A 12,234-nucleotide genomic window follows, 5' to 3' on the forward strand; every position below is an offset into this window, starting at 1 on the left:
CCGTTACACCTCTGCCAAGTCGCCGTTGTTTTGTAGCCAAGAACGACGGTCATCTGCACGCTTTTTGCCCAGCAGCATGTCCATCATTTCCATGGTCGCCGTAGAGTCGTCAATGGTTAGCTGCACTAAGCGACGCGTGTTCGGATCCATGGTGGTTTCACGCAACTGAAGTGGGTTCATCTCACCCAGACCTTTGAATCGTTGCACGTTGATTTTGGCTTTCTTCTTCGACAAGCGCTCTAAAATGCCATCTTTTTCATCGTCATCGAGAGCGTAGAACACTTCTTTCCCGCAATCGATTCGATACAGAGGCGGCATCGCCACATAGATATGACCCGCTTCAACCAGTGCACGGAAGTGACGAGTGAACAGTGCACAAAGCAGCGTTGCGATGTGAAGACCATCCGAGTCCGCATCGGCAAGGATACAGATCTTACCGTAACGCAACCCCTCAAGGTTATCGCTGTCAGGATCAATCCCCAAAGCCACTGAAATATCGTGTACTTCTTGAGATGCTAATACTTGGTCAGCAGAGACTTCCCACGTGTTCAAGATCTTACCACGCAATGGCATCACGGCTTGGAACTCACGGTCACGTGCCTGTTTTGCCGAGCCACCCGCAGAGTCCCCCTCCACAAAGAAGATTTCAGTGCGACTTAAGTCCTGTGCTGAACAGTCGGTCAACTTACCTGGCAGTGCCGGGCCGGACGCCACTTTCTTACGTACGACTTTTTTAGCTGCACGCATACGACGGTGCGCGTTAGCGATACAGACTTCTGCCAATTGCTCTGCTAGCTGAGGCTTTTCGTTCAACCAAAGACTGAACGCATCTTTTACTACGCCAGAGACAAATGCCGCAGTTTGACGAGAGGACAGACGTTCTTTGGTCTGGCCTGCAAATTGCGGATCTTGAATTTTAACCGACAACACGTAAGAACAGCGGTCGAAAACGTCATCACCCGTTAGCTTCACGCCACGAGGTAATAGATTACGGAACTCACAGAATTCGCGCATCGCTTCTAACAAGCCTTGGCGTAGACCATTAACGTGCGTACCACCTTGAGCGGTTGGGATCAGGTTAACGTAGCTTTCGGTGATCATCTCACCACCTTCTGGCTGCCAAATTACCGCCCAGTTTGCCGCTTCGGTATCCGCCAAGAACTCACCAGTAAATGGTTCTTCAGGAATAACTGGGTAGCCTTTTACGCCTTCCGCAAGATAGTCTTTAAGACCGTCTTCGTAGTACCACTTATAGTCTTTACCATTAACTTTGTCGGTTAATGTAATTTCTAAACCCGGACACAAAACCGCTTTTGCGCGCAGATTATTGACTAGGCGCGTAACAGAGAAGTTAGCCGAATCGAAGTACTTCGCATCAGGCCAGAAATGCACGCTGGTACCGCGATTGCGACGACCACATGTGCCGGTTACGGTCAGGTCAGAGACTTTATCACCGTGCTCAAATGCAATTTCATACACTTGGCCATCACGACGAACGGTTACTTCAACGCGTTTTGACAACGCGTTTACTACCGAAATACCTACCCCGTGCAAACCACCAGAGAATTGGTAGTTTTTGTTAGAGAACTTACCACCTGCGTGCAGCTTGCATAGGATTAACTCTACGCCTGACACTTTCTCTTCAGGGTGGATATCAACAGGCATGCCTCGACCATCATCGATCACTTCTAGTGATTGGTCGGCATGTAGGATGACTTGTACTTTTGAGGCATGTCCGGCTAGCGCTTCGTCGACACTGTTGTCGATAACTTCTTGGCCCAAATGGTTTGGGCGCGCTGTATCCGTATACATCCCTGGTCGGCGACGTACTGGCTCTAAGCCATTCAGTACTTCAATGGCACCAGCATTATATTGTTCAGTCATAATACGGAATTATTCTCAAAGTTTACTTGTTGCCTGAATATCACCAATGGGTGAACCCATACTCAGGAAACGAAAAAGCCACCCTGTTCACATCACTAAGTGCTTGTAAACATGATGCATAACAAAGTAGCCAGGGTCCTCGACCCTTAAGATCTTTTGGCAAAACATAGTCGGAAAGCATACCGCCCATGTCAAGAAACGGTTGGATATATCAATAAAAACTATGAGCCTTTTCCAATCGCTTTCGAATTACAGTTCTAGAAATTCGATAATCTGTGCAGGATAACGCTCAAAGCCTACAAAACTGTGATCACCGCCTTGTTCTACTGTTTGCTTAGCGTCTGCAAACTTATCTACCGCTTGTCGATAGTCTAAAACCTCATCTTCTGTTTGCTGCAACAACCAGAAAGAATGTGGCGACGCGATGCTTTGTACATCAAGAGCTTTTAACTCGTCAATATGACAAGCTTCAAGTGTATAGGTTTCGTGCGTATAAGGGTTAGTTTGCTCACCCAAATAATCTACTAACAACTCATAGGGCTTAACCGCGGGGTTGACCACAACCGCTTTAAATCCAAACTTGTCATTTAGCCACGTTGACATAAAGCCGCCTAATGAGCTGCCCACCAGACCAATGTTATAGTCGTCTTTATATTGCTCGATGATATCCAACAACATTTTCGCCGCTTGTTGAGGATAACAAGGTAACTGGGGAACAATCACTTTGATATCAGGACGATGCAGCTCGCAGTATGCTCTTATCACATTGGCTTTCATTGAGAGTGGAGAACTGTTAAAGCCATGGATATACAGAAGAAGTGAAGGTTTACTCATAGATATCTCGCACAAAAAAGCGAGCCCGAACATAGAGCTCGGGCGCGTTAGTATCCGTTAGAAGAGAAGTCTGGTTGGAACTGGCCATCAGGAAGTCGGCCCACTTGAGTCGTAATATCACCACAAGCGTGCAGCTGCAGTTCACGCCAACCAGGCGAAGTCGTATCGAGGGCAAAATCATCCGAGTTAGGCTTAAACTGAACACACGTCGAGGGTGTTGCCATCACTCGAATACCATTATGAAGCACATTCATGTCTTGATGAACATGTCCACAGAGAATGCCTTTCACGTTATCAAAACGATCGACAACCTGCCAGAACGCTTCGGCATCTTTTAAGGTATGTTGATCAAGCCACGCGCTTCCCACCAATAATGGATGGTGATGCAGCAACACAAGCGTGTGCCTTTCGGGGTGTTCTGCTAACTTTTCTTCGAGTAACGCTAACTGCTGGTCACTCAAGCGTCCGTGGGGAACGCCAACAACTTGCGAGTCTAAAAGAACCAACTGCCAATGCGCGCCAAGCAATACATGCTCTGCCGCTTTGATTTGTTGCGAAGGTAATACACTGCCCATATTGGGCTTGTAGTCATGATTACCAGGCAACCAAAAGCAGTCTTTCTCTAGCGGTTCAATGCCTTCGGCAAAGCGCTGGTAAGATTCTGCACTATGGTCTTGGGAAATGTCCCCTGTCGCCAAGATGTAATCAAACGTCACGTTGCGGCGTAAAACATCAGCAACAACAGCGTTAAAGCTATCGGCCGTTTTTACGCTCAGCAAACTTCCCTCATCGGCAGCAAACAGATGAGTATCCGTAATTTGTAAAAGGTTGATGCTGTCACTAGATGATTGCAAAATGAAAACCTGATTCGTCCACTATATCGTTATTTGTTATTTTCCTTTAGTGACGTGACGATCAATTGAAGGCAAGTGGTGTTCTACTGATACCACTTCGTAAACAAAACGTCAGCCATTCACCGAGGAATGTGTTTAGTTGATGCTTTTCATCTTTCTGCATCAGTTGGTCGTTGGGATAATCATACTTAGCTTTTATGCGAGAGAACTCTCCGCTTGAGCATACTTCGGCTACTCTCGCATCGTGATAAAGCCTGACAGACATCGTCGGTAAAGGAAACACTGGCGTTTCATCACTCTGACATATCTCAACAACTGTGGTGTATTTTGTGATTTCATTCACGGTCAATTGGTAAACCATGTTCGCCGCTTGGTAGCAACGTACATCCCCAACTTCGGCAGAAGCAGGCAATAAGGCGTTCAATTTAGCGTAGTTGGTCTCATAGGTTCTCATTAGACCCGCTAAATCAACATGATACCTCTGTTTTTCAGCCACTTGTGCCATTACTTACTCTCCACCATTTGGGGTTGCCCCCACTGTGACTTCAACTCTTGATGGTTTAATTGCAACCATTGCAACGCAATAATCGACGCACCATTTTCAAATTTTCCGTCTTTCACCCATTGATATGCTTGCTCACGACTCAAAACATGTACGCGAATATCTTCATTCTCATAGTCTAAACCATGAATGCCGTGCGCTTTAGATGCGTCCACTTCACCAACAAATACGTCCAACTTTTCCGAGCAACCGCCAGCAGAAGGATAATAAGAAGTGACTGGCGCAACACGCCCCACTTGTATCCCCGCCTCTTCGACAGCTTCTCGGCGAATGACGGCTTCGGCTGATTCATCACGGTCAATCATACCCGCGACAATCTCTAGCTGCCATGGGTGTTGATGCTCTAAGGCTCCTACTCGAATCTGTTCAATGATAACCACTTGATCCGTATTTGGATCATAAGGAAGCATCGCTGCAGCATGACCACGCTCGAACATTTCTCGTTCGACAACCTCGCTCCAACCTCCAGCAAATAGCTTATGCTGAAAGCGATATTTCACCATTTTGAAAAAGCCTTCAAATAAGGTTTCTTTCGAGATGACTTTTACATCTTGCGAAGTAAAATCCTTTTGTTGTTTGTCACACTGTTGCATTCGACACCTCTCTGAGTGAATCTTGTAGTTTACTCATTGTTATTCGCTTGCTCAAAGGACTTGGCTCAACTTTTTGTACAATAGTTACAAATTAATTTAAGTATTTGGTGAAAATTTATTGCACAACTGGATAATTACGTGTAAAAAAGTGCAAACTTTAGAGTAAATATCGTGCAAATTGAGTTAAACTACTGAGAATTAACCAATCTATTGACCGCGGGAATAGAAAATGAAAAAATTGCTTCCACTATTTATCAGTGCAGCGCTAGGTAGCATGAGTACGTCTGCGTTCGCAGACTCTTTGGCTGAAATCTACGACTTAGCAAAACAAAATGATCCACAATTGCTCAGTGTAGCAGCACAACGTGACCAAGCTTTCGAAGCAATCACCTCAAGCCGTAGTGCTCTATTACCACAAATTAACCTAACAGCAGGTTACAACTTAACTCGTGGCGATACTGAATACGACTCAAATCTAGTCAATGACGTATCAAACGATGCCAACGCTCTAACCGCTGGTGTTAGCTTTTCACAAGCACTTTACAACCGCGCATCTTGGATCTCGCTAGATACCGCTGAGAAAAGTGCTCGTCAAGCAGACGCAACTTACGCTGCGACTCAACAAGCACTAATTCTTCGTGTTTCACAAGCGTATTTTGAAGTTCTACGCGCACAAGACAACCTTGTTTTCGTCCGTGCAGAAAAAGCCGCAGTGGGTCGTCAACTAGAGCAAACAAAACAGCGTTTTGAAGTAGGTTTATCTGCGATCACTGACGTACACGACGCGCAAGCTCAGTACGACCAAGTACTGGCGGATGAAGTGTTAGCAGAAAACGCACTGACTAACAGCTACGAGTCATTACGTGAAATCACCGGTCAAGAACACAAAGATCTCAACATCTTGGACACTCGCCGCTTCACTGCTAGCCCATCGACCGTGCCTGCTGAATCACTAATTGACGAAGCAAAAACCAAAAACCTGACCTTGCTGTCTTCACGTATTCTTCAAGATATCGCACGTGACAATATTTCACTAGCAAGTTCTGGTCATCTACCGACGCTGTCTCTAGACGGTGGTTACAACTACGGTGATACGTCTCATAGCTCTCGTGACAACACCACAGACAACTTCAATATCGGTGTGAACCTTGCGGTGCCGCTATACACGGGTGGTAACGTCACCTCTCAAACCAAACAGGCTGAATACGCGTACGTGGCAGCAAGTGAAGATCTTGAAGCACAATACCGCAGCGTAGTAAAAGATGTTCGCGCACAAAACAACAACATTAACGCCTCTATCGGCGCACTACGTGCTTATGAGCAAGCCGTTATTTCTGCGCGCTCTGCACTAGAAGCAACAGAAGCAGGTTTTGATGTGGGTACTCGTACTATCGTTGACGTGCTAGACGCAACTCGTCGTCTATACGATGCGAATAAAAACCTATCGAACGCTCGTTACGACTACATCTTAAGTGTTCTTCAGCTACGCCAAGCCGTTGGTACGCTAAGCGAACAAGACATCTTAGACGTTGATGCAGGTTTGAAAGCAGCAAAATAATTGCTGACTGAATGCTTCAGTTCTCAATAAATAAAAACGCCAGTTGATTTATCAGCTGGCGTTTTTTATTGCTTGCAGTTAGACGAAAAGTATCTCAGAACATCAAGTATCAAAAAGGCCGCACTTGGCGACCTTTTACAAACAAATAGCGTTTCAATGCCAACAAATCGTAGGCTTAGCCCTTACCGCCTTTGATTGCATTGATGATTTCACTGGTTGAGCACCCATCCTCAAAGTTCAATACACGAACTTCGCCACCTGCAGCAATGACTTCTTTACCACCAGCAATTTCTTCTGGTTTGTAGTCACCACCTTTTACTAGCAAGCTTGGCAGAACTTCCGAGATCAAACGTTGCGGCGTATCTTCACTAAATGGTACTACCCAATCCACAGCGCCCAAACCTGCCAATACCGCCATGCGGCGATCGGTTGGGTTCACAGGACGACCAGGCCCTTTAAGACGCTTCACTGATTCATCGGTATTCACCGCAACAATCAGGCGATCACCAAGTTCAGCAGCATGGTTTAAGTAAGACACATGCCCAGCGTGAAGAATATCAAAGCAGCCGTTTGTCATAACGACTTTCTCGCCACGTGCACGGGCTTTTTTCACTGCTTCAATCAGCGCTTTTTCTGAAATCACACCGTAATCCGTGTCTTGGCTGCCATGTACCGCTTCTGCCAGTTCAATTTCAGACAAGGTCGAGGTGCCAAGCTTACCAACAACAACGCCAGCTGCCGCATTCGCTAGTGCACACGCTTCTTCGAAAGATTTACCCGCCGCAACTGAAGCTGCAAGTACAGAAATCACCGTATCACCAGCACCTGTCACGTCGTACACTTCTTTCGCTTGAGTCGGAAGGTGGAATGGCTCTTGACCACGGCGGATCAACGTCATGCCGTTTTCACTACGCGTAACCAGTAGCGCTTCAAAATCAAACTCTTCAACAAGCTGAAGTGCTTTTTCAACCAGCTCTTGGTCTGATTTTACTTTGCCAACGACATCTTCAAACTCTTTCATGTTTGGTGTTAAGAGTGTCGCGCCGCGGTAGCGTTCAAAATCCGCACCTTTAGGGTCAATGAAAACTGGAATGTGTGCTGCGCGCGCTTTTTGGATGTATGCCTGAACATGCTCTAACGAGCCTTTTGCGTAGTCAGACATAATCACGGCTTTAACGTTTGGCAGAGCGGCATCCATACGCGATAGCACAGGTGCAGAATCCGTGTTTTCAAATTTATCTTCGAAGTCGAGACGAATAAGCTGTTGTCCACGGCTCATTACGCGAAGCTTCGTGATCGTTGGGTAATCAGGCAGTGCAACGAAATCGCACTTCACATTGAGTGAGCTCAGCGTCTCCGTTAGCACTTTTGCAGGCTCATCTTCCCCTGTTAGACCAACAATGTGAGCATGGCCACCTAGTGATGCGATGTTCATCGCAACGTTCGCAGCACCACCAGGACGCTCTTCATTGTTTTCTACTTTTACAACAGGAACCGGCGCTTCAGGAGAAATGCGTCCGGTTGGGCCATACCAGTAACGATCTAGCATGACATCACCGATGATGAGCACACCAGCGCTGTTGTAATCAGGTAGAATTGGTTTCATTGTTGGTCTCCAAAAATTAAATCGAAGTGAGTTTATCACAGCCCTTATCGAGGCTAAATATATGGTCTTAACTGAACCACTGATTCCAAGCCTGTTTTACCCACTCCCTTTCGGCAACAAACTTATCTTCCACCACATCAGCATCTAAATTGAGTAGATTTCTCCGGTGTATTTCGTTTCGCATTGTCGTGTAGGCACGTATCAACTGCATTGCCTGGTCTTCGTCCATGACATTTTGTGCAATGAGCGTTTCAAAGATGCGCACATTATCACACCAACGCGTTAACTTCGGCTTATCGTGACTATAGTTGAGCACTAAGTACTGAGCGAGAAATTCGATATCGGTAATCCCTCCCACGTCTTGCTTGAGCATAAAACGGCCGGGCTTTTTCCCCCCAAGATGGCCGCGCATTTTCTCTCTCATTTCGACAACGGCTTTTTTCAGTTCCGCCCGATCGCGCGCTTTGCACAACACATCATGTCGCGTATTGTGAAATGCAATAGCAAGGGGTTCATCGCCGTAAATCAAGCGCGCGCGCACAAGTGCTTGATGCTCCCATGTCCAGGCTTCTTGATGCTGATAATCGTCAAACGCATCGGTTGGGCTAACCAACAAACCTGACGCGCCAGACGGGCGCAAGCGGGTATCGACTTCGTACAAAATGCCGGAAGCGGTGCGAGTCGAGAAAATATGGATGATGCGCTGCGCTAGGCGAAGGTAGAACTGACGGCCGTCGATTTCCTTTTTGCCATCTGTATAGACATTGACTGGGCAGTCATGCATGAAGACGATATCCAAGTCGGAGTTATAGCCGAGTTCCCAGCCACCGACTTTGCCATAACCAATGACGGCAAAACCCTTCTCTTCACGATCTTTCACATGCGTTGGCTCGCCGTATTTTTCGGACACTTGCAACCAAGCCTGACTGACCACAGCATCAACGATAGCTTCCGCCAAATAGGTTAAGTGATCACTCACTTTCATCACCGGCAATGCACCAGCAATATCCGCCGCCGCAATACGTAAAATGCAGATTTGCTTAAACTGGCGCAACGCTTCCATTTGCTGCTCCATATCATCTTCTGGAATACGGGCCAGATAATCACGCAGCTCTGTGCGGTAACTGTCTAATGGGATTGGATTGTACAACTGTGCAGGATCGATCAACTCATCGAGTAAGATCGGATACCGAGATAACTGCTCTGAAATCATTGGGCTTGCGGTACACAAACGTACGAGCTGTACTAGAGCCGCTGGGTGCTCATCCAATAACTCCAGATAAGTTGTACGTGTGCAGATATTGTGCAGTAAATGCAACACTCGCGGTAAACCAAACTGTGCATCAGGGTGGGCAAACACCGCATCAAACACCTTCGGCATCAAACGGTTTAACACTTCGCGTCCACGCGGTCCTAACGTTTTTTTAGCCAGATCGGTTTTAAAGTTGATGATGGTTTTCGCGCATGAAGCAAAGTCTTCAACCTGAATATCCTGCTGCAAGATATGTTCAAGCACATCTTGTTTGTTCGCCATATCCCATAACTCATGAAAATGACGAGCAACCGTAGTGCCCTCATCTTCTTCATCATCACCAATTAACGACTCAAATACTTGATGGACATTCGCCATGTGCTGCTGAGTTTGCTCAATCAGTTGGTCCCAAGAGGTCATTTGCATCGCGGTGGCGAGCTTTAAGCGTTCGGTTTCGCAATCAGGCAGCGTCTGGGTTTGCTTATCCGCCATCGCTTGCAACAAGTTTTCTAATTGACGCAAGTACTTGTATGCAGCTTCTAGACTGCTGACTTCTTGCGAAGTGAGTAACGCCAGCTCTTCAATGCCTTGCAGCGTTTCCAACAACCCTCGATTACGAAGAGAAGGCTCGCGCCCCCCTCGAATTAATTGAAAAACTTGGGCGATAAATTCAATTTCTCGGATGCCACCTGCGCCTAACTTGATGTTGTTGTTCAAACCTCGGCGACGAACCTCACTACTGATCATCGATTTCATCCGACGCAAAGACTGAATCGCACTGAAATCAATATAGCGACGAAAAACAAAAGGACGCAGCATTTGGCGTAGCTCTTGGTATTGCGGGTACATTTCGCACCCCATCACTCGAGCTTTGATCATCGCGTAACGCTCCCAGTCACGTCCCTGTTCTTGATAATAATCTTCAAGCGCAGCATAGCTCATGACTAATGGACCACTCTCACCAAACGGACGCAGTCGCATGTCGACACGGTAGCAAAAACCATCGAAGGTTTGTTGATCGAGCGCTTTGATGATGCGTTGACCAAGGCGAGTAAAGAACTGGGCATTGGCAATGCTGCGGCGCGCGCCTTGTGTCTCACCGTTTTCTGGATACGTGAAAATCAGATCGATATCGGAAGAAAAGTTTAACTCGCCGCCACCCAGTTTCCCCATGCCGATAATCAACATCGGCTGTACTTCACCTTCCTCACTCGTCGGCGTTCCCCACTCCTGACAACACGCTTGATATTGCCATTGATAGGTTTCAAAAATCATCGCTTCAGCCAACTCGGATAAGTGGCTTAAAGACGTTTCTAGCGACCATGCATGCGTAAAATCCTTCCACGCAATGTACACCATTTCTCGGTTGCGAAACTGACGCAACACGCGATGACCAGACATCTCATCCGGGCATTTTCCCAGCAGTGCCGCAAGACGTGAACGGTAAGATTCTTGACGACTTGGTTGCGCTAACATGTTTGGCAACTCACGCGCTAGGACTTCATCGCGATGAATGGCTTCGGTAATAAACTGGCTTAAGCCCGCCACATAGCGAAATTGCTGCGCAATCTCATCTGGCCAAAGGGGAAAATAACCTGCCTCTTGAGCATTTTGTACGGCAGATTCAGCGATAGAAATCAGTGGCGAAGGCAGCTGCATTTTTCTTCCTTGTTTGAAAAGCACGGTAACTCATTCTTTATACCAGACTTAAAGCAAATAAAAACGCCCACAAAAGGTTTGTGGGCGTTTTATCAAAAGTTCTGGATGGAATATTAAACTTGGAAAGATTTGATCTTCTTGTCTAACTCGCCAGCATTATTTTGCATCATTTCAGAAGTTTCTAGCAGCTCTGTCACAACCACAACCGAGGCTTCTACCAGCTCACGTACATTGGTGAGGTTTTGACTCATCTCTTCTGCAACACTGCTTTGCTGACCAGACGCGGTCGCGATTTGGAAGTTCATGTCATTGATTTGCGTCACTTGCCCAACAATACCATCGAGCTCAGATCCAGCATTAGAAACCAGCTCGTTTCCATCGGCCGCTTCCACTACGCTTTTCTCCATGAGTTCTACAGCAGATTCTGCACTGGTTTGCAGCTGCGCAATCATCTCTTGAATTTCTACCGTCGCTTGTTGTGTACGTTGTGCAAGGTTACGAACTTCATCTGCAACCACCGCAAAACCTCGACCCGCCTCGCCAGCTCGCGCAGCTTCAATAGCCGCATTCAGTGCAAGCAGGTTAGTTTGTTCAGAGATACCTTGAATCGTACCCACAACACTACCAATGGATTCAACACGTTCTTCGACCTGGTTAACCGCCTGCGCCGATGAAGCGATGTCCGACGAGAGTTCACTCATTTTCGCCATCGTACTTTGCAAGAACTGTTGACCAGAAATCGCTTGTGCGGAAGCTTGCTCTGTAAGAGAAGACGCAGTCTGGGCATGTTCTGCGACGGTTTGCACCGTCGACGACATTTCACTCATCGCCGTCGCAAGTTGATCAATTTCGTTAAACTCTTCTTGCGCCGACTCTTTCGTTTCCGACATGCTCAGCGTCATCACTTCCGTGAGTGTGGATAACTCATCAGAAGCATTAATTTGCATTTGAATCACATCGTGCAATTGGCGACGTGTCTTTTCTAATTCACGTGCCACGTCTCCGTATTCATCTTTACAATCCATACCAAATGGCACGGAGAGGTTCTTGCTCGCCATCAGTTTGATCGCGTCGCTCAGATACTGCGTTTGACGCAGCATCACTCTAGCCGCCGCTAATAAGAGCACGACAAAAACCACAATCAATAAGGCGGTTTGCCAAGCAACTTGCGTTAAGTATGCTTCGTAATGCTGTTGGGCAACTTGCGCGTTTTGTGTCGCCGCTAAAAGTGAATCGTAAAAGGTGTTCGCGTCCCACAGTTGTTTTGCCACAATCAGGACAGTACTGAAGACCATCAACATGACCATTTTAGGAACCAGTCGAATGTCGGATATGACCCTTTCCCATGGCTTAAATGCCAGCTTTTCCATTGTCAGTTCTCCACCGAGTCTTATATAGTCTTTATCTATAATCTTTATATTACTTATAGTTA

9 protein-coding genes are annotated in these 12,234 nt (G+C 46.8%); 1 reads left to right on the forward strand and 8 read right to left on the reverse strand.

Going from position 1 to position 12,234, the window contains the following annotated elements; translation table 11 throughout:
* Positions 1–3: 3 nt before the first annotated feature.
* The 5 genes from parE to nudF form a co-directional block, all read right to left on the reverse strand.
* Entirely contained in the window at positions 4–1,884 is a 1,881-nt protein-coding gene (parE, locus tag F7Y48_RS12420) for a DNA topoisomerase IV subunit B (protein WP_006743361.1), read from the reverse strand.
* A 249-nt stretch (positions 1,885–2,133) separates the two neighbouring features.
* A complete protein-coding gene (gene yqiA / locus F7Y48_RS12425) occupies positions 2,134–2,718 on the reverse strand; it encodes an esterase YqiA (protein ID WP_258507594.1) in 585 nt (194 codons plus the stop codon).
* A 47-nt stretch (positions 2,719–2,765) separates the two neighbouring features.
* A complete protein-coding gene (gene cpdA, locus F7Y48_RS12430; RefSeq protein ID WP_316684374.1) occupies positions 2,766–3,572 on the reverse strand; it encodes a 3',5'-cyclic-AMP phosphodiesterase in 807 nt (268 codons plus the stop codon).
* 61 nt (positions 3,573–3,633) lie between these two features.
* A complete protein-coding gene (locus F7Y48_RS12435; protein WP_005395930.1) occupies positions 3,634–4,077 on the reverse strand; it encodes a DUF1249 family protein in 444 nt (147 codons plus the stop codon).
* The gene (nudF, locus tag F7Y48_RS12440; protein ID WP_012842164.1) at positions 4,077–4,727 is read right to left on the reverse strand and encodes an ADP-ribose diphosphatase; all 651 of its coding nucleotides are present in this window, start codon (positions 4,725–4,727) and stop codon (positions 4,077–4,079) included. Before nudF ends, F7Y48_RS12435 begins: the two co-directional genes overlap by 1 nt.
* 229 nt (positions 4,728–4,956) lie before the next feature.
* Here nudF and tolC point away from each other — a divergent pair, with 229 nt between their 5' ends.
* A complete protein-coding gene (gene tolC / locus F7Y48_RS12445; protein ID WP_012842165.1) occupies positions 4,957–6,285 on the forward strand; it encodes an outer membrane channel protein TolC in 1,329 nt (442 codons plus the stop codon).
* 175 nt (positions 6,286–6,460) lie between these two features.
* Here tolC and hldE read toward each other — a convergent pair whose 3' ends face one another.
* The 3 genes from hldE to F7Y48_RS12460 all read right to left on the reverse strand — a co-directional run bounded on the left by hldE (position 6,461) and on the right by F7Y48_RS12460 (position 12,172).
* Positions 6,461–7,891 (reverse strand): bifunctional D-glycero-beta-D-manno-heptose-7-phosphate kinase/D-glycero-beta-D-manno-heptose 1-phosphate adenylyltransferase HldE, encoded by a 1,431-nt coding sequence (gene hldE / locus F7Y48_RS12450; protein WP_114323136.1) that lies wholly within the window; start codon positions 7,889–7,891, stop codon positions 6,461–6,463.
* Positions 7,892–7,958: 67 nt separating this feature from the next.
* Positions 7,959–10,802 (reverse strand): bifunctional [glutamate--ammonia ligase]-adenylyl-L-tyrosine phosphorylase/[glutamate--ammonia-ligase] adenylyltransferase, encoded by a 2,844-nt coding sequence (gene glnE, locus F7Y48_RS12455; RefSeq protein ID WP_316684375.1) that lies wholly within the window; start codon positions 10,800–10,802, stop codon positions 7,959–7,961.
* Between the two features lie 113 nt (positions 10,803–10,915).
* Entirely contained in the window at positions 10,916–12,172 is a 1,257-nt protein-coding gene (locus F7Y48_RS12460) for a methyl-accepting chemotaxis protein (protein WP_005395942.1), read from the reverse strand.
* Positions 12,173–12,234: the final 62 nt, after the last annotated feature.

The organism is Vibrio sp. 2-1-2a, from assembly GCF_032648565.1.
GTDB lineage: Bacteria > Pseudomonadota > Gammaproteobacteria > Enterobacterales > Vibrionaceae > Vibrio > Vibrio diabolicus.

Coding starts and splice junctions, on each gene's coding strand:
- tolC (WP_012842165.1), top strand. CDS start 4,957: ATGAAAAAATTGCTTCCACTATTTATCAGTGCAGCGCTAGGTAGCATG.
- F7Y48_RS12435 (WP_005395930.1), bottom strand. CDS start 4,077: ATGGCACAAGTGGCTGAAAAACAGAGGTATCATGTTGATTTAGCGGGT.
- parE (WP_006743361.1), bottom strand. CDS start 1,884: ATGACTGAACAATATAATGCTGGTGCCATTGAAGTACTGAATGGCTTA.
- F7Y48_RS12460 (WP_005395942.1), bottom strand. CDS start 12,172: ATGGAAAAGCTGGCATTTAAGCCATGGGAAAGGGTCATATCCGACATT.
- yqiA (WP_258507594.1), bottom strand. CDS start 2,718: ATGAGTAAACCTTCACTTCTTCTGTATATCCATGGCTTTAACAGTTCT.
- glnE (WP_316684375.1), bottom strand. CDS start 10,802: ATGCAGCTGCCTTCGCCACTGATTTCTATCGCTGAATCTGCCGTACAA.
- hldE (WP_114323136.1), bottom strand. CDS start 7,891: ATGAAACCAATTCTACCTGATTACAACAGCGCTGGTGTGCTCATCATC.
- nudF (WP_012842164.1), bottom strand. CDS start 4,727: ATGCAACAGTGTGACAAACAACAAAAGGATTTTACTTCGCAAGATGTA.